The organism is Paenibacillus sp. BIHB 4019, assembly GCF_002741035.1.
In the GTDB taxonomy this organism is placed as follows: domain Bacteria; phylum Bacillota; class Bacilli; order Paenibacillales; family Paenibacillaceae; genus Pristimantibacillus.
This window is the reverse complement of record NZ_CP016808.1, coordinates 3,938,903-3,963,751: the sequence shown is the minus strand read 5'-3', so window position 1 is coordinate 3,963,751 and position 24,849 is coordinate 3,938,903. Positions and strand designations below refer to the sequence as shown.

Genomic DNA, 24,849 nt, shown 5'->3' with positions numbered 1-24,849 from the left:
CTGTTATGCCTCCATAGCTGCTTCTAGCAAGTTAGTAAATGAATGGAATATTTGCCATATGGCTATAGTACCTGTTTGCTCTCTACTTCGCAATCCATTATTGCATCAGCTGCTTTACCATTCGAAGGTAGCGGTGCCCTGCGAGCTCCAGCTCCCCATCCTCGGCATAGCCCATCCGACTATAGAGCGCTGTCGCCTTCTCGTTATCATCCAGCGCAATGAGCGATAGACGCGGCCAGCCCTCATCCTTCGCCTTATTTTCCAGCGCTCCGATCAAAGCCCGCGCAATCCCCTTTCCTTGATAGGCGGGATTTACCGCCACGGAATCCAAATAATATTCGCCGGGCCTTGCCTCCGTCATAATTTGATAGCCGGCATGAGCGGGGTTCTGAAGTATGCGCGAAAGCAGCGGAGCATCCAGCTTCGCAGCAGCATCACCGCCATAGCCGAGCGCCATGCCCGTGATGGCCTCCCCCTCCCAAGCGACAAGCACATGCTCGTAGCTGATCCTGTTTCCTTTTTCCACATAAAAATCCGCTAATATATTCATCGCTTCCTGCTCGTCTTTAACGCCCGTCAGCGTACAGGCGATATCGCCAATTGCTGCATGCAGAAGCGGCATAATTTGCTGTACATCTTCTTTTCTCGCTGGCACAATCATCTAGCTCAACTCCTATTGTTATTCTTTAATTAGTTTATCCTAATCCATTAAGCCATGCTATAATCAAGCACAGGTGATTATACATATGGAACAAACACGTACAAAATATTATCCCAGACCTTACGGCGTAACAACAAACATAATGCCACGGGCAAAACAGGCGGCAGCGGATACGAGCAAGCAGCTTGTCGGACGCGGCGAAAGCGATGCTGTTTTTTTTCGCTCGCTGGAGCAGCACGGCATTCAGCTCAATGAGGCGCAAATTGCCGCTGTCCGCCATACCGATGGGCCGCTGCTCACGCTCGCTGGAGCCGGCTCCGGCAAAACCTCCGTTCTCGTCTGCCGAACGGCTTATTTGCTGTCTGTCCGCAGCGTGATGGCTTCCCAGCTGCTGCTCATGACATTTTCCAAAAAAGCGGCAGAGGAAATGAAGTCCCGCATCGCCACACTGCCCGGCATTTCTGAAAGTGCTGCTGCTGCGGTAGAAGCCAGAACGTTCCATTCGTTCTGCTTGCAGCTGCTCCGCAGGAGGGGCATGAGGCAGGCGATTTTAGGCGACAGCGGCCGCAAGCAAATTTTTTTCAAACGGCTGCTTCGAGAACGGAATTTGCATGAGACGTACCAGCCGGAGACGCTCATTACGTTATTTTCGGCCTACAAGCTGGAAATGCTGGAGCTTCATGAGCTGCCAGCCAAAACAGAAGAGGACAAACAACTGAAAATTTTGTTTGAATGCTACGAGCAGTGGAAGTCGGAGCAGCAGCTGATCGACTATGATGATATGCTGCTTGCCGCATATCGGCTGCTAACGACCGATCAGAATCTGCTCGAAATGCTCCAGCGCCGCTTCCGCTACGTCATGATCGATGAGTTTCAGGATACGAATAAGGTGCAGTATGAGCTGATTAAGCTGCTCGTTAAGCAGCATGGCAATTTGATGGTCGTTGGCGATGATGACCAGACGATCTATTCATTTAACGGGGCGCGCAACGATTATATATTAAATTTCGAGCAGCAATATCCGGCCAGCAAAAATGTCGTGCTCGATATTAACTATCGCTCTGGGGCTGCCATTGTCGGGCTGGGCAATGCGATTATTAGCAGCAACAAGCAGCGCCGCCCCAAATCGCTCAAAGTGGCCAAGACGCAAAGCCTCTCCCCAACATTTGCACGGCCAGGCAACACCGACGATGAAGCGCAGCTGATTGTTAATAAAATTACGGAAGCGCAGAGCCAAGGAAAACGCAGCTATGAGGATTTTGCGATTCTGTTTCGTACGGCGAGCAGCAGCCGCGCCATCTTCGATCAGCTGGTCATACGCCAAATTCCGTTTATTGATTACGGCGGGGGCGAGTCCTTTTATGAACAATGGGTCGTGAAGCCAATCATTGCCCATTTGCGGCTGGCGATCGATCGGCGCCATTTTGACGCAATGCAAAACATTCTGGCCACGCTTTATGTCAAGCCGGAGCAGGCGATGGCATTCATCTGGAACGAAGAGAAGCAGCAAGCCAAAAAATGGCCGCTCATCCATCTCGTCCGCTTCCCTGGCATTAAGGAGTTTCACCAGGAAAAAATCAAAGAGCGGCTGCGGCTCATTCGCTCCTTGCCTAAGCTAAAGCCCGAGCAGGCGATTCGCCTGCTGCGCGAAGGCTTTTATGACCATTATATTCAAGCCGATAAAAGCCAGACGCTTACCGAGCATAAGGACGCTTTGAAGGAAACGCTCGACGAGCTTGAAACCGCCGCCAAACGATTTGCGACGATCACCGAGTTTTTGGCATTCGTGGACGAGATCGCACTGAAGCTCCAGGAGATGAGGCAGCTCAAGCTGGCGAGCCGCGGCGCTGACGCCGTCCATTTTATGACGATCCACAAATCAAAGGGGCTGGAATTTCCCGTCGTGTTCGTCAGCGGAGCATCCGATGGCATTTTGCCGCACAGCTCCGCGCTGTCCGCGAGCAAAAATAGCGACCGGAGCGCCATCCAGACCGGGGATGACGTCGCCGAGGCTGCGCTGGAGGAAGAGCGGCGGCTCGCTTATGTCGCCGTCACGCGGGCCAAGGAAGAGCTGTACATCAGCTCGCCCGGCTATTATCGCGGCAAACCGGCGCCCGTATCTTCTTTTTTGCTCAATGCTTTTAAATAAATACCTTAGATAAATATTTTAAATAAATATATGCCTATAAATGGGGTGGCCACCGGATGAACGATCAGCTTAGAACCTTTTTGCAATTAGGTGATGCCGTTATTATTACGGATGATCAGCATCAGATATTAGAAATCAATACGAGTTATGAAGCGATAACCGGCTACAACCGCAGAGAAATTTTAGGTAAAACAGCCGGTATTGTTCGCACCAGCCTTACCCCCGTGCATATTCATGAAAGCATGAAGGAAGCTTTAAAGGCAAAGCGGCCATGGTCTGGCGTGTTCATTAACCGCCGCAAGGATGGACAGCTATGGCATTCCTCCATTACGATTACACCTTTATGTGTTGATGAGAGCTGGTATTATATCGGTATTTTCCGTGAATTGGAGCAGCTTCCTAGCGGCTTCTATATGCCTCAGGAACGGATTGGGCATATTCAAAGCTCGCTGCTTAAGGTGCTCGCCATTTCCTGTGAAATTCGCGATCCCGGCATCGAGTCGCATCTTGTGCGGGTGAGGGCTCTTACGGAGGAGCTTGTACGTTATCATAATGAGCGGATGCAGCTAGGCTGGAACGAAGAACGGCTCAGCCGCATCGCCTCGGCGAGCATTTTGCATGATATCGGAAAATCGGGCATTCCCGAGGGGATTTTATATAAGCCCGGTCCGCTCGCTGACTATGAACGCACCATTATTGAGATGCACACGTTTATTGGCGTCGACATTATTGAGAAGATTTTCAACGAGTTTAATGACGAGCTGTTTACTAGCGAGCTGACGGCGAGCAAGCATATTATTTTGCACCATCATGAACGGTGGGATGGCAAGGGCTACCCGCATAAGCTTGCGGGAGAAGCTATTCCCATTGAAGCGCGCATCGTAAGCATCGTTGATGTGTTCGACGCCCTTACCAGCAAACGCCCCTACAAGGAAAAATGGTCAGAGGAGCAAGCGCTCGCTTACATTAAAGAAATGCGCGGTACCCAGTTTGACCCGGACTTAGTCGATTCATTTATTCAGCTGTATGGGCAAGGTGAAACGGCTGTCGCCGCCTTTTAACGGCGCTGCGCGTTTCATTTCGAGAAATATAGAGAATGGATGAAATCATCATATTCTTTCCTATAGTTAAGCAAAAAGAGGGATTGGCGTAAGTGCCAATCCCTCTTCTTCATGTGCAGTACGTTATAAACAGTGTGCAGCGGACAATGCTAGAAACCATTAACCGTGCAGCATGCTTCGCTTATTCCGCAGGAGGCGTGAACGTGCGCTGCGCAAATTCAGCATCCAGCATATAAAACGCGTTGCTGTCTTTATCAATGCGCTTCAGCTTCGAAATGATGCCATCGAACAAGGACTCCTCTTCTACCTGCTCATCGATGAACCATTTCAGGAAGTAGATCGTCGCATGCTCGCGCTCGCTGAGCGCAAGGTCAGCAAGGTTGTAGAATTTGCGTGTGTTTTGTTGTTCATGCGCATAAGCACGCTCGAAAGCATCGAGCATCGACGTATATTCGTTCTTAGGCTCATGCAGAGCAGACAAAGTAGCACGACGGTTGCGGTCGTTTAGGAATTTATATATTTTCATGCCATGGAAACGCTCTTCCTCAGCCTGGATAATAAAGAAATTCGCAAACCCGTCCAGACTTTCGCCAGAACAGTAGGCTGCCATTGCAAGATACACATGCGCCGAATAAAATTCAAAGTTCATTTGTTCGTTTAAAGCTTCAGCTAATTGATCATTCATCACTTATGCACCTCTTCTTTTTCGGAGTTGCCTCTATCTTAACACAAAAAAGGAGGGCGGCAAAAGCCGCCCACCCTATATTTATCCAATTAATTTTTTCAATTCCTTATAAAGCTTCTCGGCTGACGGAGCGCTGACCACCTTAGACTTCACCACGGCAAAACATTCATGCCTGCATGTTTTGCAATTTCCGAGACAATCGGACTTCTTCATCTTGATGTCGGGAAACTTATCCTTCATCGCCTTGTATACCGGCTTCGTCCCGTTTTTGAAATTTTTGGTGCAATATTTGATCTTCAATAGGTGTGTCACCCCGCTGCCGCAATGGCCGTCTGATTACGGTTGGCACTTTTGTGTACACACGCAATCGTCTGCTCGATCCAAAAGGCTCCCTATCAAATGATAGTAATAATCATTACCGTTGTCAATAGCCGCGGGGCAGCGGCCAAGCTTATTTTTTCAATAATTCTACGCCTCGCTGCAGTTGGGTATCTTCCTTCTCCAGCTTTCCCTTGAGCAGCTCGACGATTTGATACGCCGTCTTGTCATTAAGCGAGCCGGTAACGTCCAGTTTCTCTGCCTTCTGAAAAGCGCGCATCGCCGCCTCCGTCTCATCATCGAACAGGCCGTCTTTGCCAACGGGCGCATAGCCGAGCTCCTTCAGCATCGATTGCAGCGTCTTGACGTCTTCGCCGTAGCTGCCGTTTTTCAGCTCGCTGCCGACCGGAAGCGGACGCAAGCTTGCAAATGCAGGCAGGCCGACAACCTCATTTGGCATGACGCCAACTTTGTGAATCCACGTGCCAGCAGGCGTTTTCCACTGCGCCTCGGTCAAGCTGAGCACCGAGCCGTCTCTAAACTGCTCAAATGCTTGTACGACGCCTTTGCCATACGTTTTCTCGCCAACGACCGTTGCTCCCGCCGACTCCTTAAGCGCGGCGGTCAACACCTCGCTGGCGCTTGCCGACTGGCCGTTCACCAGCACAACGATAGGGATCGTCCATTCTTCCTTTTGCGTCGATTTATATACAATCGGGTTGCTTTCTTCCTTATAAACGACTTCCAGAATCACTTTCCCCTTCGGAATGAGCTTGCTGCCAATGGCAATCGTCGGCTGCAGCAGGCCGCCCGGATTAGAACGAAGATCCAGCAGCAGCTTGGTCATGCCCTGCTCCTTCAGCTTCGTTACCGCTTCATCAAATTCCGTAGCCGTCTTCTGGGCGAAGCGGCTAATCGTAATATGGCCGATACCAGCCTCCAACATTTCCGAGGTTACGGTGTAAACCGGAATCGCCTCACGCTTAAGCGTAATCTCGATAGGCTCCGTCTGGCCCGGGCGTTGCAGCGTCAGCGTCACCTCGGTACCCGACTTGCCGCGCATAAGCCCGATAAGATCCTGAAATTTAGAATCCTTCGATTCCTTGCCGTCAACCGCCATAATGATATCTCCAGACTTGACGCCTCCGCGCTCTGCTGGCGCTCCCGGTGTCAGCCCAGAAATAACGAATTGGCCATCCTGCTCGCGCACCTCGGCCCCTATTCCGGAAAATTCGCCTTCATACCCTTGCGTATAGGCATCGCCCTGCTCCTCGATCAAATAGCGGGAGTATGGATCTTCCAGCGATGCTACCATTCCCTCAGAGGCGCCATTGATCAAATCCTCGCCATCCGCTCCATTTAAATATTTATCCATAATGGTATTGTAGGATACCGCAAAGTTCTGAAATGCCGGCTCCTTCAGCATCGGATAACGATGCCCCATCCAGAGCCATCCCACTGCGAACCCGGCAACCATAAATAAAATAGCCCCAACTAAGCCAATTAACAGCACTCTGCGCCGTGCAGCAGCATGTGTAAAATACCTCAACTCGTCATCTCCCCAAGTTTAACTCTCATCCGCTTTCTTTACTGTATCTTATTGAAGGGGGATGGAGCAAATTTTCACAAAAGAACCCGCCGCTTCTCTCGTGCCGAGGTCAAACAGGCTTCAATAACCGCCGTCCCCGCTATCGCATCCTCAGGACCAAATAGCGGCTGCGCCTCGCCTGCGGCAATCTGTGCGATTCTGTTGATTTGCATCACATAAGTGTTCAGGTTGAAAGGCCCTTCCCTTCGCTGGCCTTCCTCCGTATGTACGATAAAATAATCCTCGTCCCCCGGCCCAAAAGCGTTCGGCAGCTCAATCCGCCCTTTCGTTCCGAGAATTTCCAAGCGGTTGCGGTAAGCCGCCCACATGCCGCAGTCAAACACGAGGCTTACGTCATTGGCGAACTCCAAAATGCCGGAAGCCATCATATCTACCCCGCCATGCTCCTTTGAAAATAAACCATGGACGCTGGCTGCTACCGGCTCGCCGTCCAAAATAAGCCGCGCTGCACTTATGAGGTAGCAGCCGATGTCATACAAGGAGCCTCCGCCCCATTCCGCGTTGTAGCGAACATTGCCTGTGTCCGCTGCATTATTGAAGGTGAACGAGCCTGTTATAACGCGCAAATCGCCAATTTCGCCAGAAGCAATAATCGCTTTAATCTGCTCATAGCGCGGGTGATGGCGATACATAAAAGCTTCCGCCATGACGATGCCCGCCGTCTGTGCTTCCTCCGCCATTTCCCGCGCATCCGCTGCCGTGACTGCAAATGGCTTCTCGCAAAGCACATGCTTGCCAGCTCTAGCCGCTTTAATGGCCCATTCCTTATGTAAATGGTTCGGCAGCGGAATGTAGACCGCATCGATATTTGGATCAGCGAGCAGCTCCTCGTAGGAGCCGTACGCTTTTTCAATGCCCAACCGCTCTGCTGCTTCAACGGCCCGTTCCAAGCTGCGGCTTGCAATTGCCACTGCCTCGCCTCGCTCCGCCTGCTGAATGGCTGGAATCATCGTATGTATAGCAATGCTCGCACCGCTTAAAATCCCCCATCTTAGCTTCATCCTTGCCCATCCTCTCCCTATCCATTCTTTAACAACCCCCTCTATTATACAAGAAAAGCGGTTGATCGCTTGTACGAATGGCGATTTTTCGCTACAATCAACCTAGCTTATGTACACGATAAAGAGGCTTGGAGAGGGGAACATATTGCCATTATGTATAAATTAATTGCAATTGATGTAGATGATACGCTGTTGAACGATGAACTCGTTGTAACTGAAGGAACGAAACGCGCCATGGAGGAAGCTATCGCGAAAGGCGTAACGGTGACGCTGGCTACTGGAAGAATGTACGCTTCCGCCAGACAGATCGCTGAGCAAATCCAGCTCAATGTGCCCATCATTACGTATCAGGGGTCGCTGGTAAAAACGCTGCTGGACGGCAAGGTGCTGTATGAGCGCAGCGTGCCTACCGATGCGGCCAAGGAGCTGTATGCTTTTACAGAAAAACATGGCCTGCATTTGCAGCTTTATGTCGATGACCAGCTGTTTGTGAAGGAAGCAAATGAGAAGGCGCTCATGTATTCGCGGCTTTCCAAAATCCCTTATACAGTAGCACCGGATTTCGAGGAGCTGCTGGAGCAGCCAAATACGAAAATGCTGATTATTGATGAGCCGGACTATCTCGATGAAATTGCTGAGCAGCTCAAGGCGCTTATCGGCGACCGCGTGCATATTACGAAATCCAAAGCTCATTATTTAGAGTTTATGCATAAAGAAGGAACAAAAGGACATGCGCTGCGTTTTATGGCTGAGCATCTTGGCTGCACGATGGATCAAACGATTGCAATCGGCGATGCGTGGAATGATCACGAGATGATCGAAGCGGCTGGACTTGGCGTAGCGATGGCTAATGCGATTCCGGCGCTGAAAGAGGTTGCGAATTATGTGACGCTTAGTAACAATGATGAGGGTGTTCGTCACGTATTTGAAAAATTCGTTTTAAACTCGTAAGGGATAGATATAGGTGAAATGGGATTCTTCGCTCACCTATACAACCTTAAAGCGTTTACCGATTTTTTGGGGGCAATCAAACAAACCGTGGACCTGGCTCATTCAATAGCCAAATCCACGGTTTGTTTGTTGTTACAAGATTTGTTACAAGATTTATTACAATGTCTAATTTCATTGTTACGTGCAACTGAGCTTTTGATTGGAATTAAATACCCGCGAGCACTTGGTACCAGATGCCCTTTTTGGAATAGAGCGTCTTCTTTACCTCGGGCCAGCCGCCGAGGTAGCTGATGTCGAACAGCTGCTCAGGAACTACGTATTTGTTCGCCGTCTCCTTGGCAACCGTTTCATTAACGGGACGGAAACCGTAATCGACAAGAACACGCTGGGCTTCATCGCTGTGCAAATAATGGATGAATGCTTCGGCCACCTCGCGGGTGCCATGCTTGTCTACATTTGTGTCTACAACCGTTGCCGGGTTTTCAATCAAGATGGTGCTTTTCGGCACGACGATATGATAGTCCTTGCCCTGCTTAATACGGGCCAGCAGCTCATTCTCATACGTCACGATAACGTCGCCTACACCGTATTCAAACGCCGCCATAGAAGCACGGCCGCTTTTATCGAGCGATTCCACGTTGGCATGGACGGCCTTAAGGAAGTTTTTGGCATAGGCCGGGTCCTTGGTGCCTGTCTCTACCTCCGACTGCTTCAATCCCGCGCCATAAATCGCATTAATATCCCATTGGGCGCCGCCTGAGGTTTTCGGGTTCGGATAAACAACCTTGACTCCGCTGCGAGTGAGATCGGACCAATCCTGAATGTTCAGCGGATTGCCCTCACGCGTGCCAAGCACCACAATCGACTTGGTCACGAATTCGCCGTCCGCTTGCTCCTTCCAATTCGGGTTGATAAGTCCCGCATCGGCGATTTTGTTCACGTCGCCTTCCATCGCCAGCACGGCAACGTCAGCATTAAATCCGCCTATAATGGCCCGCGCTTGCGTCCCAGAGGCTTCATAGGATTCCTGAAATACAACCTTTTGTCCCGTTTGCTGCAGCCAGTAAGCCTGGAACTGCGGCAAAATTTCGGCGAAAGCATCCTTCACTATGGAGTATGCACCAATGACAAGCGTGACATCGCCGTTTGGAACGGAAGATTCCACCGCCGGATCACTCTCCTGCGCGTCGCCACAGCCCGCTGCTACAAGCAGCAGGGTGATGGCAAGCAGCAGGGCGAGCAAACGGCGGCTTGTTGTCTGAATAGCATTCATAATGGCATACAACTCTTTCTGCTCGATGTTTTCTAACCCAAGCTATTAGATATGAATTGGCATTGGATCTTCCTTCAGGCTGTTTTCCTGAATCCAGCTCTCTTGATCATTGAACAAATATGCCCGATGTACCAGCACATGTACGCGGTCGCCCGGCTGCAGCACATCCTTCTCCAGCGAACGGTAAGTGACGAGCTTAACCGAGCCTACCTCTAGCTCGACCAGCCACTCGCTGCCGCGGAAATGAATATGCTTGACGCTTGCTTCCAGCGCGGCAGATGCAAGGCGAATTTCGCCTGGCTTGCCGATTTCAATATATTCGGGACGGATAAGTGCCTTCGTACCAGGTTTGCCAGCGGCAGAGTCAAAGCCCTTCAGTGCGCCAACATCCTCGACAATCGTTGACTCCCCGATGAAGCTCGCTACGAATGGCGTCTGCGGATCTTTATAAATCGCCCAAGGAGAGCCCTTCTGCTCCAGCTTTCCCTTGCTGATAATCATAATTTCATCGGCAACCTCAATCGCCTCATCCTGGTCATGCGTGACAAAAATCGATGTAATGCCGACGCGCTCTATCATTTCCTTGAGCCAAGTGCGCAGCTCTGTACGGATTTTCGCATCAATCGCTGCGAATGGCTCGTCGAGCAGCAGCAGCTGCGGCTCAGGCGCAAGCGCTCTAGCAAAGGCAACACGCTGACGCTGGCCTCCCGATAGCTGATGCGCATAACGGTGCTCAAAGCCCTTCAGCCCTGTAAGCTCAACAAGCGTCATAACACGCTCGCGGATTTGTTCTTTCGTTTGCTTTTTGACCTTGAGCCCGAAAGCGATATTATCATAAACGGTCATATGCTTGAACAACGCATAATTCTGGAATACAAAACCGATTCCGCGCTCCTGCGGCGGCAAATCATTGACGCGCTTGCCATGGAACACAATGTCGCCAGAGGAAGGCGACTCAAGCCCTGCCAGCATGCGGAGAATCGACGTTTTGCCGCCGCCGCTCGGCCCGAGCAGGCCAATGAGCTGGCCCTTCTTAATATCGAAGCTGACATCCTGCACCGCATGAAAATCCCCGAAGCTTTTGTTTAAATTACGGACTTCAATATGCATGGCTTAATGCACTTCCTTTCGTTTCTTGGCCCATTCCATTAATAGCAGCAATCCAACCGAGAACGCCGCAAGCACGAGCGCAACCCCGTTCGCAGCTACAACATTAAAATTTTCCACATCCTGATACACCAGCGTCGTTGCCGTCTGCGTCTTATTCATAATATTGCCGGATACGACGAGCACGGCTCCGAATTCGCCAAGCGAGCGGGCTACCGTAAGCACAACACCGTAAATGACGCCCCAACGAATCGACGGCCATGTCACCTGCCAAAACGTATACCACGAGTATGCGCCAAGCGTAGACGCCGCCTCTTCCTGCTGGGCACCGATTTCCTGCAATACGGGCAGCACCTCGCGCACCATAAGCGGGAAGGTGACGAACAGCGTTGCGAGCACCATGCCTGGCAAGGCATAGACGATTTTAAAACCCGACGCTTCAAAAAAAGTTCCGATAACTGTACTTGGCCCAAGTATAAGGACGATCATCAAACCGCCGATAACAGGCGATACCGCAAACGGCAGATCGACCAAGCTGTTCAGCAGGCGCTTGATACGCGGCCCAATCCATTTTGCCCGTACCAGATAAAGCGCAAGCATGACGCCAAACAGCGTATTTAATGCGGTTACAATAACGACGATTAATGCAGTCATCTTAAGGGCATGAAGCGATTGCTGCCTTAGCAGCCCTTCAGTAAAGCCGCTCCAGCCCTCTGCCCAGGACCCGCGCACGATTTCGACAAGCGGTATGATAAGTAGAAGTATAAATACGACATAAGTGAGCGTAATCCATAGTTTTCTCATTGGCCCGGCCTCCTGGATTGAATCAGGTTAACCGTCCACAAAATGACGAAGGACAAGGTGAGCAAAATAACGGAAACCGCCGCCGCTCCTTGCGGATTATCGCTTTCGATTTCCCCGAAAATATAAACCGATGCAATGAGCGTTTTGCCAGGAATGTTGCCCGCTACAAGCACAACTGCCCCAAACTCGGCTATGCCGCGCGAGAACGCCAGGATCGCTCCGCTAATGATCCCCGGAACCATCGACGGTAAAATAATGCGAAAAAACGTCAGCGCCTTCGATGCTCCCATCGTATAAGCCGCTTCTTCCTCCGAGCGATCCAGCTCCTCCAGCAAAGGCTGTACAGCGCGGATGACAAATGGGAAGGTGACGAACACCATCGCGATTATAATTGCTGGTTCATGGAATACGATATCGAAGCCCAGCTTCGTCGCCAGTCCGCCAACAAAGCTGCGAGGGCCCAGCAGCAGCAAAATCATCAGCCCAGCAACCGCCGTCGGCAAAGCAAAAGGCAAATCGACGAGCGAGTTAAGAAATCTTTTCCCGGGAAATTTGTAGCGAATAAGCACCCAGCCAATCATCGTTCCGAGAAATATGTTGATTATCGTCGCAATAACGGCAAGCCTGACGGTGAGCAGTACTGCTTTCCACGCCAGAGGATCGCTTACGCTCTCCCAGAATGGCTGCCAGCCAAGCGACAGCGATTGCGTGTAAATGCCGAATATCGGAATAATAATCAGGATAATAAAATAAAGCATAACCGTACTTCGGAAGCCGAAGCTCCACCATTTGTTTCGAAACATAGCATTCACGTTGACATTACCCTCCAGACCATCGACTCGTGTCGTAGGTGAAACCACAGACGAAAAGCGAAAAGTAAAAATTTCAAAAAAGATAATCCCTATTAACAAACTTGGTATTATCAATTTAGCAGATCATATTAGTCCAAGTCAATGCTAAATTGGCCTTTTATTTGTGGAGTTCAATGGATTGCTGGAAATGGGGTCTGCACTGCGTGAAAGGTTTGGCTTCCGATCGCTGCTGCCTTTGATTTCTTCGATTCCGATGTCTCAAAAGGATTCCTCCGAAAATAGCTCCTTCGAGTTATTGCCAATTTTGATGTCTGGACTATAGGCTGGGAGCCATTTTGCCCCTAGTCTGGCTGCTCTCCCAACCCGGGACCGAATCCGAAGCAGCCGATTCCTGATATTCTACTGTAGGAGGAAAAAACATACGATTTCATCCAAATATCGTGAAACAAAGGAGAGTAAATAATGAAAGTCGTTCTGAGAATTATCGTTTGCTTGTGCTTGTTAGTTGTACCTGTAGGAGTTGCCGGAGCTGCCGGCTATGTGTATACAATGAATGATGTCATGTCGCTTTACGATAAAAACACTCCTTCTCTGCAAAATGTTAAGGCCCTCCCTTACGATTCGGGCAAGCCTACAGTAGCTGTTCTTCTCTCTGCGGAAGTTACCGAGGTTTTTGATTTCCTAGTACCCTATGAAATGTTCGCGATGACGGAAGCCTATAATGTGTACGGAGTTGCACCCGACCGTGGTATCAAGTCATTAACAGGGGGCCTTGATGTTGTGCCGCATTATTCATTCGAAGAAATGGACCATTTGCTGAATGGAAGTCCGGATATCATAGTCATTCCATTCATGCCCATGTTGGACGAAAATAAATATGCCCCCGTTCGCGAATGGATAAAAAAGCATGCAAGCGACCAAACGATCTTGCTATCCATCTGCAATGGAGCGGAGAACTTGGCTGACACCGGCTTGCTGAGTGGCAAATCTGCTACGACACACTGGGGTGATATTGGCAGGCTGATTAAGACGTATCCCGATATTGACTGGAAGAAGAATCAGCGCTATGTCCCTGTCGATCATATCGTGTCCTCGGCAGGTCTTACATCCGGTATCGATGCAACGTTGTATGTGATCTCGCAGCAATTGGGAGAGCCCGCAGCCGCAAAGGTAGCTGACGAAATGAATTATCCATCCTACGCCTATGTGCAAAATCCGGAAATGGATCCTTTCTCAACAGGACTTAGTGATTTAACATATGTAGTGAACAATGCTTATCAGTGGCATAAAGTTAAAGCGGGCGTCCTATTATACAACGGTGTTGATGAATTGGCATTGTCAGCGGCATTCGACACTTATTCGGCATCCGGGACGACGAAGACGATAACGGTATCCCGTTTTAATGAGCCAATCATCACCAAACATCAGTTAACTCTGGTTGCCAGAAACGCAATTAATCATGCGCCGAAGCTGGATAAAATGATCGTTGTCGGATCAGAAGCCCGGACTGAAGCAGAGCAGGACATTGAACGCTGGATCTCCAGCAACAAGGACACGCCACTGCTCATGCTGCATGAAGGCAAAGCTGAACAGTTTGCTATGGAGCCTGCCTTTGAAGACTTGGCAAAGCAAGAAGATGTGCGTACAGCCCAATTCGCCACCAAACGTCTGGAATACCGCGCGACTGAGCATCTAAACCTGCAAGGGTCTTCCTTTTCGTTTGAGGCATTCGCCGTCCCTGCCTTCATTATGCTTCTTTCCTTGCTGGCAGCTTATTATATAGACAGACGATTTTTTGCAAAAAATACAAGACAGCAGAAATAAGCCCACCCTATGGATATAAATCTCATTAGCCTGATTCTTACAAAGCTTTGCGCCTTCGTTATATACTTTATTAAGTGCTAATCATTTCGGCTTTGAGCCGCGTCAAATAACGGCAAAAACGCCTTATTCATTATCCCCATCAGATGGGTTTATGAATAAGGCGCTTTTTTTAAAAAAATGGAAATCAAGGCGATTTTGTTTTATTCGCCCTCAATATAATAGACGCTATCGCCTGCTTCGATCTCGGCTTGGCCCTGCGTCAAATCCGTCATCCACGCGATAAAAGCTTCCGCCTCCGGCTCCACCGGCAAACAGCTGACGATGACGCGGTCGGTAAACGCCGTGCCGCCTACGCGTATGCCGCGGCCGTGCAGCTCGTTCTCCAGCTTGCCATACCAGGTATAGTCAACGGAAACCCGCACCTCGCGGTGCAGGACGTTGACGATCTCATCGGCTGCTTCGATTCCGGCAACTGCACCGTCCGTATAAGCGCGGACGAGCCCTCCGGCGCCCAGCATCGTCCCGCCAAAATAGCGGGTGACGACGACGGCGATATTTTTGAGCCCCTTGTGCTTAATGACCTCCAAAATCGGCTTGCCCGCCGTGCCGCTTGGCTCGCCGTCGTCAGACTGCTTCTGGAATTGGTCGCGCTCCCCCACCATATAGGCGGAACAGTTATGCGTCGCGGTTTTGTGCAGCCGCTTGATTTCGTCAATAAACTGCACCGCTTCTTCCTCGGTCTCTACCGGCTTGGCATGGCCAATAAATCGCGAGCGCTTAATGACAATTTCGGCATGGGCCTGCTGCCTAACCGTTCGGTAACGTTCAAGCTTCATCAGGAATGCTGCCTGAAACGACGCCTACAGGCGCGCTTCCAGCTCCGCTTTCTCCTTCTCGTAGCCCGGTTTGCCCAGCAGCGCGAACATGTTTTTCTTGTATGCTTCTACGCCCGGTTGGTCAAATGGATTTACGCCGAGCAGGTAGCCGCTGATGCCGCAAGCCTTCTCGAAGAAATAAACGAGGTAGCCGAAGGTATATGGCGAGAAATCCGCAATGTTGACGATAAAGTTAGGAACTTGTCCGTCTGTATGTGCAAGCAAAGTGCCTTCGAATGCTTTTTTGTTGACGAAATCCATCGTTTTGCCCGTCAGGAAGTTCAGGCCGTCCAGATCCGCATCGTCATGGCCGATGGAAATGTGCTCGGACACTTCTTTCACTTGAATAACGGTTTCGAAAATGTTCCGGTTGCCCTCTTGGATGAACTGGCCCATCGAGTGAAGGTCTGTCGAGAAATCAACGGAGGAAGGGTAAATCCCTTTGTAGTCTTTACCTTCGCTCTCGCCAAACAGCTGCTTCCACCACTCCGATACGAAGTGAAGCGAAGGCTCGTAGTTCACGAGAATTTCAGTTGTTTTGCCTTTGCGATACAGCGAGTTGCGGGCAGCCGCGTATTGGTAGGCTTCATTTTCAGCCAGATTCGGGTTGCTGTATTCTTTGGCAGCGTCGGCCGCGCCTTTCATGATTGCATCAATATCAACGCCAGCTGCTGCGATTGGCAGCAAGCCTACAGCTGTCAATACGGAATAACGGCCGCCAACGTCATCCGGAATGATGAACGACTCGTAGCCTTCTTCGGATGCGAGCTTCTTGAGCGCGCCTTGCTGTTTGTCCGTCGTTGCATAAATGCGCTTGCGGGCAGCTTCCTTGCCGTATTTTTTCTCCAGCAGTTCACGGAACAGACGGAAAGCAATTGCTGGCTCAGTCGTTGTGCCGGATTTGGAGATGACGTTGATCGACCAGTCGCGGCCTTCAAGCAGCTGCGTCAAATGCGTCACGTAAGTCGAGCTGATGTTGTTGCCGGCAAAAAGCACTTGCGGCGTATTGCGCTGCTCATGCGGCAGCAGGTTATAGAAGGAATGCGACAGCATTTCGATCGCTGCGCGCGCGCCCAGGTAAGAACCGCCGATGCCGATCACGATCAGCACTTCGGAGTCCGATTTAATTTTTTCAGCCGCTTGCTTGATGCGGGCGAATTCTTCTTTGTCATAGTTTTCAGGTAGGTCAATCCAGCCCAGGTAGTCAGAGCCTGTACCCGTGCCATTATGTAGTTGGTCATGCGCAAGGCGAACTTGCTGCGTCAAGTTGTCGATCTCATTTTGCCCAATAAAAGTTAGTGCTTTGCTGTAATCGAAATGTACCGTTTTACTCATAAACAAATAAGCCTCCTTAGGAATATAAACAGCATCTCAGCCGTTTTCAAAATATTGTACGACTAACGGCGAGGCTCAAGCTCCCCCACTGATAATCAACATCATATATAGCGTCAAAATCTACAATATCGGATTTAAACTATAAAAACAAGCTTATAACAATGAAATCTTGGTGAAGAAACCGTATAATGAAAGGAAAACGCTAGCCATGGGAGGAACCTTTTGATGAAAACAGTAGCATTTATCGGACTTGGTGTAATGGGTATGGGAATGGCGGCGAACCTGCTGCGCAAGGGCTACGGCGTCACCGTGTACAACCGCACACCCGGAAAAGCGGCAGCGCTTATCGAGCTTGGCGCCACAGAAGCCTTGACCCCGGCTGAAGCAGCCGCTGGCAATGACGTGGTCATTACGATGATCAGCAATGATCAAGCAGTGCGGGACGTTTATTATGGTGAAAATGGGATTTTCAGCGAAGTCCGTTCTGGTACTGTGCTTATCGATAGCAGCACCATCTCGCCAAGCTTGGCGCGCGAGCTTGCAGCAACCGCAGAACAGAAAGGCGCCTCGTTCCTGGATGCTCCGGTTACAGGCAGCAAGCCGGCAGCCGATGCGGGAACGCTTGTATTTATGATTGGCGGCAGCAAGGCGGTGCTCGACGCCAATGACGACATTTTGCTGGCAATGGGCGGCAAGCTCATCTATATGGGACTAAATGGCAGCGGCTCCATCGCCAAGCTGGCGCATAATACAATTGTCGGCATCAACGTTGTGGCCCTGACAGAAGGCATGGCGATTGCCGCAAGCGGCGGGCTCGACAGCAATGCGTTTCTGGAGCTGGTGCAGGCCGGCAGCGCATCGAGCAAATCCGCTGAGCTGAAAGGCCCTAAGCTGATCAATGCCAACTACGATGTGCAATTTTCACTGGAGCTGATGCTCAAGGACCTCAAACTGTCCTCCGTGCTGTCAGACAGCCTGCGTGTGCCTACCCCGCTGCTGGAGTCGGCGAAGAGCATGTTCCAGGTCGGCGAGTCGATGGGGCTGAGCGAGCTGGATATGTGCGCCGTAGCGCAAGCCTACGAGCAGTATATCGGGCGCAAGCTCGGCGGCGGCAGCCTTTAGGCTTGCGGTAAGTGCCTAAGCTAGGCTTGCCGTACGTGCTAGGCCTGCCTTGCTAAGCAATGTTTAAGCGCGAAGCGATAGGAATGGATGAGCATGAATAGCGAATGCCATTCGAGTGCCCATCTGACTATAAAACCGGGTACAGCTTGTCCTTTAATGAGACAGGCTGTACCCGGTTTTATTTTTGCATGGCAAAGCGGCCTTCCGCTCCACCTTAATAGTACGGCGAAATCATTAAGTACACGACAACGCCCGTAAAGCTGACGTAGAGCCAGATGGGCATCGTCCATCTCGCGATTTTGCGGTGGCGCTCCACCTGCATCGAAAGGCCTCTGGCTACAGAAATGAGCGCCAGCGGCACAACGACGATTGCCAGCAAAATATGCGTGATCAGCACGAAGAAATAAATGCTTTTCAACGCCCCTTCGCCGCCGTATTTCGTCGATTCCGTCAAATAGTGGTAGGTCACATAGGACACCAGAAACAAGGTCGTCGAAACGAATGCCGCTCCAATAAAACGGCGATGCAGCTTGATGTTCTTTTTGATAATCGCAACTAAAGCGACGACCAGAGCAATAAACGTAAAGCAGTTAAAAATCGCATTGAGCAGCGGCAGCAGCTTCACATTAAATCCAAGCTCCCCGTCATAAGCCGGCAGAAAAAACAGCACCGTCACCAGCCCTACGATCACAACGGTCAAAATCGCAATCAGCGGCGTATAGTTTTTGTCCGGCAGCAGTTTAAGCGACTGCTCCTGTTCCCTTTTATTCATCGCTTCTTCCTCCTACAAATATGCTTCATCTTCAAGGTGAAACGGCTATCGCCATCCTCTGGCGGCGTAGCGCGTTTCAGTCCGCGAAATATAGAGAAAGGATGAAAAATCATATACTTTCCTATATTTCAAGGTGAAACGGCTATCGCCGTCCTCTGGCGGCGTAGCGCGTTTCAGTCCGCGAAATATAGAGAAAGGATGAAAAATCATTCTTTCCTATATTTCAAGCGGAAAACAAAAGCTTCCTTCCCGATTATGCCATGCCAAAGGAAGATTTTTCAGACGTTTATGTCACAAAAAATCGAATTCTGGTTATGAATTAGAAAAGTTGACACATATGAAGCTCGAGCATGGCATGAGGGGATCTCTAAGTGCAGCCGGGCTTTTTTCTGCTGTTTTCCTCATTTTTTCCTTCCTTGATGGCGGCTCATTTAAAAAAAATTGTTGACTAGTATCCAAGTTTATTAGTATCCTAAAGCTGCAGAAATGAATGACACTCAGAAAGGGAAGATGCTCGTTGAAAATTACCGGCGTTTATGCAAGCGTTTACCGTCTTCCTCCTAGCGTCCCATGGGAAGATGCTACCAATAAGGTGCAAAGCCTGGAATTCGTGCTTGTGGATTTGCATACGGACTCGGGGCTCATTGGAACTGGCATCAGCTACAGCGTGGATATCGGAGGAACCGTCATCAAGGGGCTCATCGAGGATTATTTGGCCAATTTGGTTGTCGGTATGGACCCGCTTAATTATGAAGAAATTTGGAATAAGCTGACCAGGCAATCCCGCAGGCTCGGGCTCGGGGTCAATTCGATGGCGATTGCTGCGATTGATATTGCCGTATGGGACTTGATGGGCAAATTCTACGGACAACCGCTATACAAGCTGCTTGGCGGAGCTCGCCCTTCCATTCCTGCGTATATTAGCGAAATCAATCTCAGCCGCACCGATAAGATCGAAGACCTGCTTGCCCGTGTGGACGATTATGTGGCTCAAGGCTATCGCACGGTAAAAATTAAAATCGGCAAGGACGATATTAACGAAGATATCGAGCGAATCGTCCGGGTGCAGGAAAAGCTGGGCAAGACCGGCAAGGTGCTCGTCGATTTAAATCAAAAATGGAATGCCGCAGAAGCTATCCAGAATGGCGCCAAGCTGGACGAATTAAATCTGGGCTGGATCGAGGAGCCCCTGCTATATCAAGACATTCAAGGCCATTCGAATTTAAAGCGCTCGTTAAAAACGCCGATTGCACTCGGTGAGAGCCTCTACAGCAAAAATCAGTTTCTTGAATATTTGAAAGCAGATGCCGTCGATATCGTTCAAGCTGACGTCGCGTTTGTAGGCGGTATTACCGAGTGGCATAAAATCGCCCATCTGTCGAACGCCTTTGGCCGCTTGATGGCGCCGCATTTCATGATGGAGCTTTCCCTGCAGCTGCTGTGCGGCGTTCAAAACAGCTATATGCTTGAAAATGTTACCGGCGGCTCTTTAACCGAGCTTCGCCTGCTGGAAAATCCGATTGAAGTCGTTAATGGCGTCGGCACGCCTCCTCCCACTCCGGGACATGGCATTATTTTTGACCGCAGCGCCCTGAAAGCTTATGAATCAAATTCCTCTCTTGTCCGCAAAACATTTACGGGCGGAAGCAAATAGCTTTATACTGAGCTATCAGGTAAAGCATGCAATGAGGAGGAAATAATGATGTCAAGCCGTTTGAAGCTTCCAGAAAGACAAACACTAGCCGAGGTTATTTATCAGGAAATTAGGAGCCGGATTGTGACCCTTCAATTAAAGCCCGGCGAGATGGTATATGAAAATAATTTTGCAACAGAGTTTGGTCTAAGCCGCACGCCCGTCAGACAAGCCTTCTTCATGCTGGCGCAGGAAGAGCTGATCAGCATTTTGCCGCAGCGCGGGGCGCGTATTGCCGACTTGTCGACCCAGAAGGTCAAAGACGCACAGTTCGTTCGGGAAAGTTTGGAATATAACGCTTTTGTCAAAGTTGCCGAGCTGTGGGACAGCTCTGAGGATGTTTTCAAGCAGGCAGATAGAGCGATTTCCTCCATTATTGAGGAACAAAAGGAATCTGTCGTCGATCAGGATTATATCCGGTTCATGCAGCTGGATGAAGATTTTCATAACGCCATTATTAAGCTATCGGGCAATCAGACGCTGCTGGCTATTGTCAACGACATGAGGGCACATTTAAATCGGGTGCGTTATTTGGAGCTGCAGGAAGCTCATCATGAGAAAGCTGCCATCGAATACCACGAGAAGATTTTTGCAGCGATTAAAAGCAACGATGCCGAGTTGAGCGGACAGCTGCTTAGAGAGCATTTAAGGATGCTGGAGAAGGAACGCGAGCTCTTTTTTGAAAAGTATAAAGAGATGTTCATTTAACCGACCGCATGGAGGGATTCAGATGAAAACCATTATATGCACAAAACCGGAACAATTCGATCTTATTGATACAGAAGTGCCTGTACGCGGGCAAGGCGAAGCTTTGCTCAAGGTTCATTATATCGGGGTTTGCGGAACCGACTATCATGCTTATCGGGGCAAGCAGCCTTATTTCGAATATCCCCGCATTCTTGGCCATGAAATTGCAGCCGAAGTCGTTGAGATTGAACATAATGCCTACGGCATCCAGAAGGGCGATAATGTGACCGTTATCCCCTACTTATTCAATGAGAACAGCATCGCTTCCCGTCGTGGCAAGCCCAATGCCTGCAATGAGCTTAAGGTCATCGGCTGCCATGTGGATGGCGCCATGCGGGAATATATTTCAGTTCCCATCCATCATTTGAAAAAAGCAGATGGCCTGACGCTTGAGCAGACGGTCATCATTGAGCCGATGAGCATCGGCCTTCATGGCGTGAACCGTGCAGGCGTTAAGGCGGATGAGTGGGTGCTCGTGCTGGGCGCGGGGCCAATCGGGCTTGCGGTAATGAAGTTTGCTAAGCTGGCAGGCGCCAAAGTCATCGCTCTTGATATAAATGCCGAGAGGCTGGCGTTCTGCCGCAAATGGGCGGAGGTTGACCATGTCGTGAACGCCGGAGACGATGTGGTGCAAGAGCTTGAGCGCATAACAGGAGGCGATTTGCCGACATCGGTCATAGATGCAACCGGCAATGCCCAATCGATGATGAATGCGTTCAAATACGCGGCTCACGGCGGCAATGTTGTTTTTGTAAGCCTGGTACAAGGCGATATTACGTTTAATGATCCGGATTTTCATAAGAAGGAACTGACGCTGCTTGGCAGTCGGGCTGCAACCGCTGAGGAATTCGATCATGTTATTGATTGCTTGCGGCAAAATAAACTGGATGCCGATTCCTTTATTACACATCAAGCTGATTTCGATCAAGCCATTACTTCATTCAACGATTGGCTGGACCCTAGCAGCGGCGTCATAAAAGCCATTATCAAGGTATAAGGGGCGATCATGATGAAGTTAGCCGTTACGATAGTTCAAGAAGCGTCACAAGCAGCCCCCTTCGTGCTTCGCGGGAATTTTGAAGCCTCCATCAAAAAGGCTGCGGAAATTGGCTACGATGCGGTAGAGCTGCATATCGCCGACCCTAGTGAAGTAGATTTAGAGGCTATACAAGCTGCATGCTCGCGGCATGGCGTCTTTGTTTCTTCCATCGGCACAGGGCTAGCTTTTTTAAGGGACCGCATTACCCTGACCCACGCGGATGCTGACGTCCGCAAAGAAGCGATTAAGCGCATGCTCGCGTTTATCCACTTTGCCAGCAAGCTGGATTGCGTCGTTATTATCGGCCTTATCAAAGGCATTATCAAAGACAACGGCGATGGGCAGCATTACCATCAGCTGCTGAATGAAGCAATGCTCACTTGTATTGCTGCTGCTGAGCAGGCTGAAGTGACGCTTGTCGTAGAAGCTGTCAATCGTTATGAAAGCGATTTCTTAAACACAATTGAGGATAGCATCCTTTTCGTAGACCATTTTCATTCCGAAAAGCTAAAAATTCATATCGATACCTTTCATATGAATATGGAGGAAGATTCGATTGGCAATAATATTAAGAAGGCTGGCAAACGAATCGGCCATGTGCATATCGCCGACAGCAACAGGCAGTATCCTGGCAAAGGGCATTATGATTTTAGCGAAACGATAAGCGCCTTAAAAGAGATCGGATACAATGGCGCCCTTTCCGTCGAATGCCTTAGCTTGCCAAGCCCTTTAGAAGCGGCGACTGGCGCGCATCATTTTCTGAGGGGCCTGCTCTAAATTTGACTCATTGGAGGAATAAGCGATGGAAGAGCAACAAACGCTATTGCAAGGACGGGTAGCCGTCATTACAGGGGGCAGCGGCATTTTGTGCGGAGCGATGGCAGAGGAGCTAGCCCGTCATGGTGTCCGTGTTGCCATCTTGAACCGGACCGAGGCGAAAGGACTGGCCGTGGCCGAACGCATTCGCGAAGCAGGCGGAACCGCTATCGCGGTCGGCTGCGATGTGACTGATGCTGCCAGCGTTGAGCATGCCCGGCAGCAGGTTGAAGAGGCATTTGGCCCGTGCGACATTCTCATTAATGGTGCAGGAGGCGGACACCCGAAAGGCAATACGACCTTTGAAACGTTCCGTCAGGAGGATGTCGACAATAAGGATGTCACCAGCTTTTTCGATATCACGCCCGAAGGGTTCAGCTATGTTGTAGATTTAAACTTATTGGGCTCGTGGATCCCTTCGCAAATTTTCGGAAAATCGATGCTTCAGCGCCCGGGGGCTACTATCATTAATATTTCCTCCATGGCTGCTCCAACACCGGCAACCAAAGTTCCGGCCTATAGTGCAGCAAAGGCCGCAATCGATAATGTGACCCAGTGGCTCGCCGTTCATCTGGCCGATGCAGGCATCCGGGTAAATGCCATCGCACCTGGCTTTTTCCTGACCGATCAAAACCGCAATCTGCTGCTTCAAGCGGATGGATCGCTGACCGAGCGTTCCACCAAAATTATTGCCCATACTCCGATGCGCCGCTTCGGAAAACCAGAGGATCTCCTCGGCACCCTGCTCTGGCTTGTCGATGAGACAAAGTCCGGCTTCGTTACCGGCATTACGGTGCCAGTAGATGGCGGTTTTATGGCTTATTCCGGTGTATAAGTAATTACTTCAACCAGTTAGGGGAGAGCCACTATGTTCAAAAAGATTCGTTGGTTCGTGGTCCTTATGCTATTCCTCGCAGGAGTGATCAACTATGTTGACCGTGCTGCCTTCTCCGTAGCGGCGCCGTTCATTACAGAGGAGTATGGAATCGACAGCATCCAGCTCGGTTTTATTTTCAGCAGCTTCTCTATTGGCTACGCGCTGTTTAATTTTGTTGGCGGATACCTTTCCGATATTTATGGCCCTAGAAAAATATTCGGAGCCTCTATGACCATCTGGTCCATCTTCTGTGGACTGACCATTGCGGCATTCAACTTTGTGTCCCTCTTTATTATCCGGATGCTGTTCGGGCTGGGTGAAGGGCCTTTGGGCTCGGCAACTAATAAAACAATCAGCAACTGGGTTCCTGCCAAGCAGCGCGCTAGAGCTGTCGGCATTTCGTTCTCTGGAAATCCGCTAGGCGGAGCCATAGCCGGACCGATCGTCGGCGTCATCGCCTTGTACTGGCACTGGAAGCTTTCTTTTATCGTACTTGCGGTAATAGGTCTAGTCTGGACAGTGTTCTGGATGAAGCTGGTCACAGACAAGCCTTCCCAGCATCCAAAAGCAACCCAGGAAGAAATAGCTGAAATGCAAGAGCCCACTGCTGCTTTTACAGCTTCTAATGGCGGCAAAGCGGAGAAAGTATCGCTATCTTATTTTATAAAACAACCTACTATTCTTTTCACAGCGCTAGCCTTTTTCGGATTCAACTACATTCTCTATTTCTTTATGACCTGGTTCCCTAGCTATCTATCCATGGATAAAGGGCTGAGCATTAAGGAAATGAGTATCGCTTCCACTATTCCATGGCTGGTAGGCTTTTGTGGACTATTATTAAGCGGCGTATTATCCGACTATTTATATCGCAAAACTAATAAATTATTATTTTCTCGCAAAATCGTTCTTGTAAGCGGTTTAATTCTTTCCTCGATTTGTATCGCTTTTGCTGGACTCGTTCAAACGCCAGTCAGCGCCGTTTCTTTAATGGCTTGCGGAATCTTCTTTATGTATATGACCTCCACCTCTTACTGGTCGATTATATCCGACAATGTCAAAGGCGATAAAGTGGGTGGCGTTACAGGTTTTGTTCATGCTTTGGCAAACATTTCAGGTATTATCGCACCCACTGTTACAGGGTTCATCGTACAGTATACGGGACATTTCACCAGCGCCTTCCTGACGGCAGGAGCACTCGCGATTATCGGAGCCGTTGGCGTTATCTTTTTCGTAAAGCCGATTGCTGTGAAAGCAGACGCGTAGCCGAGATTATGTACTAGCTATAAGCAGCCAACGCGCGTCGGTACTCAACCGATGC

Annotated in this window: 23 protein-coding genes; 11 read left to right on the top strand and 12 right to left on the bottom strand. The window is 50.0% G+C overall.

Features of this window, described 5'->3' with window-relative positions:
- Positions 1–97: 97 nt before the first annotated feature.
- Positions 98–661, bottom strand: coding sequence for a GNAT family N-acetyltransferase (locus BBD42_RS17230; protein ID WP_099519160.1), 564 nt, complete (start codon positions 659–661; stop codon positions 98–100).
- Between the two features lie 85 nt (positions 662–746).
- Here BBD42_RS17230 and BBD42_RS17225 point away from each other — a divergent pair, with 85 nt between their 5' ends.
- Complete coding sequence (locus BBD42_RS17225; protein WP_099519159.1) at positions 747–2,810, top strand: ATP-dependent helicase; 2,064 nt, start codon at positions 747–749, stop codon at positions 2,808–2,810.
- Positions 2,811–2,866: 56 nt separating this feature from the next.
- Positions 2,867–3,871 carry an HD-GYP domain-containing protein gene (locus BBD42_RS17220; RefSeq protein WP_099519158.1) on the top strand — a complete coding sequence of 335 codons (1,005 nt, stop codon included), beginning with the start codon at positions 2,867–2,869 and terminating at the stop codon, positions 3,869–3,871.
- Positions 3,872–4,052: 181 nt separating this feature from the next.
- Here the strand turns inward: BBD42_RS17220 and BBD42_RS17215 are convergent, their stop codons facing one another.
- The 4 genes from BBD42_RS17215 to BBD42_RS17200 all read right to left on the bottom strand — a co-directional run bounded on the left by BBD42_RS17215 (position 4,053) and on the right by BBD42_RS17200 (position 7,484).
- Complete coding sequence (locus tag BBD42_RS17215) at positions 4,053–4,556, bottom strand: ferritin (RefSeq protein WP_099519157.1); 504 nt, start codon at positions 4,554–4,556, stop codon at positions 4,053–4,055.
- 81 nt (positions 4,557–4,637) lie between these two features.
- Positions 4,638–4,796, bottom strand: a complete 159-nt coding sequence (locus tag BBD42_RS17210; RefSeq protein WP_235533300.1) for a DUF1450 domain-containing protein — start codon at positions 4,794–4,796, stop codon at positions 4,638–4,640.
- Between the two features lie 211 nt (positions 4,797–5,007).
- Positions 5,008–6,423: a S41 family peptidase gene (locus BBD42_RS17205; RefSeq protein WP_099519156.1), complete on the bottom strand. Its 1,416-nt coding sequence runs from the start codon at positions 6,421–6,423 to the stop codon at positions 5,008–5,010.
- Positions 6,424–6,497: 74 nt separating this feature from the next.
- Complete coding sequence (locus tag BBD42_RS17200; protein ID WP_099519155.1) at positions 6,498–7,484, bottom strand: Gfo/Idh/MocA family protein; 987 nt, start codon at positions 7,482–7,484, stop codon at positions 6,498–6,500.
- Between the two features lie 153 nt (positions 7,485–7,637).
- On the opposite strand from BBD42_RS17200, the gene BBD42_RS17195 reads away from it, so the two are divergent.
- Positions 7,638–8,435, top strand: coding sequence for a Cof-type HAD-IIB family hydrolase (locus tag BBD42_RS17195; RefSeq protein ID WP_099519154.1), 798 nt, complete (start codon positions 7,638–7,640; stop codon positions 8,433–8,435).
- A gap of 205 nt (positions 8,436–8,640) precedes the next feature.
- Here BBD42_RS17195 and BBD42_RS17190 read toward each other — a convergent pair whose 3' ends face one another.
- Genes BBD42_RS17190 through cysT form a run of 4 tightly spaced genes read right to left on the bottom strand, consistent with a single transcriptional unit; the run spans position 8,641 to position 12,431 of the window.
- A complete protein-coding gene (locus tag BBD42_RS17190; protein WP_099519153.1) occupies positions 8,641–9,708 on the bottom strand; it encodes a sulfate ABC transporter substrate-binding protein in 1,068 nt (355 codons plus the stop codon).
- A 45-nt stretch (positions 9,709–9,753) separates the two neighbouring features.
- Positions 9,754–10,818, bottom strand: a complete 1,065-nt coding sequence (locus tag BBD42_RS17185) for a sulfate/molybdate ABC transporter ATP-binding protein (RefSeq protein WP_099519152.1) — start codon at positions 10,816–10,818, stop codon at positions 9,754–9,756.
- A 3-nt stretch (positions 10,819–10,821) separates the two neighbouring features.
- The gene (locus tag BBD42_RS17180) at positions 10,822–11,619 is read right to left on the bottom strand and encodes a sulfate ABC transporter permease subunit (protein WP_056041368.1); all 798 of its coding nucleotides are present in this window, start codon (positions 11,617–11,619) and stop codon (positions 10,822–10,824) included.
- Positions 11,616–12,431 (bottom strand): sulfate ABC transporter permease subunit CysT, encoded by an 816-nt coding sequence (gene cysT, locus BBD42_RS17175; protein WP_481855879.1) that lies wholly within the window; start codon positions 12,429–12,431, stop codon positions 11,616–11,618. Before cysT ends, BBD42_RS17180 begins: the two co-directional genes overlap by 4 nt.
- Before the next feature lie 462 nt (positions 12,432–12,893).
- On the opposite strand from cysT, the gene BBD42_RS17170 reads away from it, so the two are divergent.
- A complete protein-coding gene (locus BBD42_RS17170) occupies positions 12,894–14,255 on the top strand; it encodes a DJ-1/PfpI family protein (protein ID WP_099519151.1) in 1,362 nt (453 codons plus the stop codon).
- A 200-nt stretch (positions 14,256–14,455) separates the two neighbouring features.
- Here BBD42_RS17170 and BBD42_RS17165 read toward each other — a convergent pair whose 3' ends face one another.
- Positions 14,456–15,091: a YigZ family protein gene (locus BBD42_RS17165; protein WP_099519150.1), complete on the bottom strand. Its 636-nt coding sequence runs from the start codon at positions 15,089–15,091 to the stop codon at positions 14,456–14,458.
- A 24-nt stretch (positions 15,092–15,115) separates the two neighbouring features.
- Complete coding sequence (locus tag BBD42_RS17160) at positions 15,116–16,465, bottom strand: glucose-6-phosphate isomerase (RefSeq protein ID WP_099519149.1); 1,350 nt, start codon at positions 16,463–16,465, stop codon at positions 15,116–15,118.
- Positions 16,466–16,690: 225 nt separating this feature from the next.
- Here BBD42_RS17160 and BBD42_RS17155 point away from each other — a divergent pair, with 225 nt between their 5' ends.
- Positions 16,691–17,587 (top strand): NAD(P)-dependent oxidoreductase, encoded by an 897-nt coding sequence (locus BBD42_RS17155; RefSeq protein WP_099519148.1) that lies wholly within the window; start codon positions 16,691–16,693, stop codon positions 17,585–17,587.
- A gap of 214 nt (positions 17,588–17,801) precedes the next feature.
- On the opposite strand, the gene BBD42_RS17150 is transcribed toward BBD42_RS17155, so the two are convergent.
- Complete coding sequence (locus BBD42_RS17150; RefSeq protein WP_099519147.1) at positions 17,802–18,359, bottom strand: DUF420 domain-containing protein; 558 nt, start codon at positions 18,357–18,359, stop codon at positions 17,802–17,804.
- Positions 18,360–18,876: 517 nt separating this feature from the next.
- Here BBD42_RS17150 and BBD42_RS17145 point away from each other — a divergent pair.
- From BBD42_RS17145 to BBD42_RS17120, 6 genes are read left to right on the top strand one after another with little or no spacing between them, the layout of a single operon-like run.
- Positions 18,877–20,013, top strand: a complete 1,137-nt coding sequence (locus tag BBD42_RS17145) for a mandelate racemase/muconate lactonizing enzyme family protein (protein ID WP_172455531.1) — start codon at positions 18,877–18,879, stop codon at positions 20,011–20,013.
- 45 nt (positions 20,014–20,058) lie between these two features.
- Positions 20,059–20,760 (top strand): GntR family transcriptional regulator, encoded by a 702-nt coding sequence (locus BBD42_RS17140; protein ID WP_099519145.1) that lies wholly within the window; start codon positions 20,059–20,061, stop codon positions 20,758–20,760.
- A 22-nt stretch (positions 20,761–20,782) separates the two neighbouring features.
- Positions 20,783–21,796 (top strand): zinc-binding alcohol dehydrogenase family protein, encoded by a 1,014-nt coding sequence (locus BBD42_RS17135; protein ID WP_099519144.1) that lies wholly within the window; start codon positions 20,783–20,785, stop codon positions 21,794–21,796.
- Between the two features lie 9 nt (positions 21,797–21,805).
- Positions 21,806–22,615 carry a sugar phosphate isomerase/epimerase family protein gene (locus BBD42_RS17130; protein WP_099519143.1) on the top strand — a complete coding sequence of 270 codons (810 nt, stop codon included), beginning with the start codon at positions 21,806–21,808 and terminating at the stop codon, positions 22,613–22,615.
- Between the two features lie 25 nt (positions 22,616–22,640).
- Positions 22,641–23,489 (top strand): SDR family oxidoreductase, encoded by an 849-nt coding sequence (locus tag BBD42_RS17125; RefSeq protein ID WP_099519142.1) that lies wholly within the window; start codon positions 22,641–22,643, stop codon positions 23,487–23,489.
- A gap of 33 nt (positions 23,490–23,522) precedes the next feature.
- The gene (locus BBD42_RS17120) at positions 23,523–24,794 is read left to right on the top strand and encodes an MFS transporter (RefSeq protein WP_099519141.1); all 1,272 of its coding nucleotides are present in this window, start codon (positions 23,523–23,525) and stop codon (positions 24,792–24,794) included.
- Positions 24,795–24,849: the final 55 nt, after the last annotated feature.

What these genes read in the sequence shown, in the direction of transcription:
- BBD42_RS17230 (WP_099519160.1), bottom strand. Translation starts at nt 661, where the DNA reads ATGATTGTGCCAGCGAGAAAAGAAGATGTACAGCAAATTATGCCGCTT.
- BBD42_RS17225 (WP_099519159.1), top strand. Translation starts at nt 747, where the DNA reads ATGGAACAAACACGTACAAAATATTATCCCAGACCTTACGGCGTAACA.
- BBD42_RS17220 (WP_099519158.1), top strand. Translation starts at nt 2,867, where the DNA reads ATGAACGATCAGCTTAGAACCTTTTTGCAATTAGGTGATGCCGTTATT.
- BBD42_RS17215 (WP_099519157.1), bottom strand. Translation starts at nt 4,556, where the DNA reads ATGAATGATCAATTAGCTGAAGCTTTAAACGAACAAATGAACTTTGAA.
- BBD42_RS17210 (WP_235533300.1), bottom strand. Translation starts at nt 4,796, where the DNA reads ATGAAGGATAAGTTTCCCGACATCAAGATGAAGAAGTCCGATTGTCTC.
- BBD42_RS17200 (WP_099519155.1), bottom strand. Translation starts at nt 7,484, where the DNA reads ATGAAGCTAAGATGGGGGATTTTAAGCGGTGCGAGCATTGCTATACAT.
- BBD42_RS17195 (WP_099519154.1), top strand. Translation starts at nt 7,638, where the DNA reads ATGTATAAATTAATTGCAATTGATGTAGATGATACGCTGTTGAACGAT.
- BBD42_RS17190 (WP_099519153.1), bottom strand. Translation starts at nt 9,708, where the DNA reads ATGAATGCTATTCAGACAACAAGCCGCCGTTTGCTCGCCCTGCTGCTT.
- BBD42_RS17185 (WP_099519152.1), bottom strand. Translation starts at nt 10,818, where the DNA reads ATGCATATTGAAGTCCGTAATTTAAACAAAAGCTTCGGGGATTTTCAT.
- BBD42_RS17180 (WP_056041368.1), bottom strand. Translation starts at nt 11,619, where the DNA reads ATGAGAAAACTATGGATTACGCTCACTTATGTCGTATTTATACTTCTA.
- BBD42_RS17170 (WP_099519151.1), top strand. Translation starts at nt 12,894, where the DNA reads ATGAAAGTCGTTCTGAGAATTATCGTTTGCTTGTGCTTGTTAGTTGTA.
- BBD42_RS17165 (WP_099519150.1), bottom strand. Translation starts at nt 15,091, where the DNA reads ATGAAGCTTGAACGTTACCGAACGGTTAGGCAGCAGGCCCATGCCGAA.
- BBD42_RS17160 (WP_099519149.1), bottom strand. Translation starts at nt 16,465, where the DNA reads ATGAGTAAAACGGTACATTTCGATTACAGCAAAGCACTAACTTTTATT.
- BBD42_RS17155 (WP_099519148.1), top strand. Translation starts at nt 16,691, where the DNA reads ATGAAAACAGTAGCATTTATCGGACTTGGTGTAATGGGTATGGGAATG.
- BBD42_RS17150 (WP_099519147.1), bottom strand. Translation starts at nt 18,359, where the DNA reads ATGAATAAAAGGGAACAGGAGCAGTCGCTTAAACTGCTGCCGGACAAA.
- BBD42_RS17140 (WP_099519145.1), top strand. Translation starts at nt 20,059, where the DNA reads ATGATGTCAAGCCGTTTGAAGCTTCCAGAAAGACAAACACTAGCCGAG.
- BBD42_RS17135 (WP_099519144.1), top strand. Translation starts at nt 20,783, where the DNA reads ATGAAAACCATTATATGCACAAAACCGGAACAATTCGATCTTATTGAT.
- BBD42_RS17130 (WP_099519143.1), top strand. Translation starts at nt 21,806, where the DNA reads ATGATGAAGTTAGCCGTTACGATAGTTCAAGAAGCGTCACAAGCAGCC.
- BBD42_RS17125 (WP_099519142.1), top strand. Translation starts at nt 22,641, where the DNA reads ATGGAAGAGCAACAAACGCTATTGCAAGGACGGGTAGCCGTCATTACA.
- BBD42_RS17120 (WP_099519141.1), top strand. Translation starts at nt 23,523, where the DNA reads ATGTTCAAAAAGATTCGTTGGTTCGTGGTCCTTATGCTATTCCTCGCA.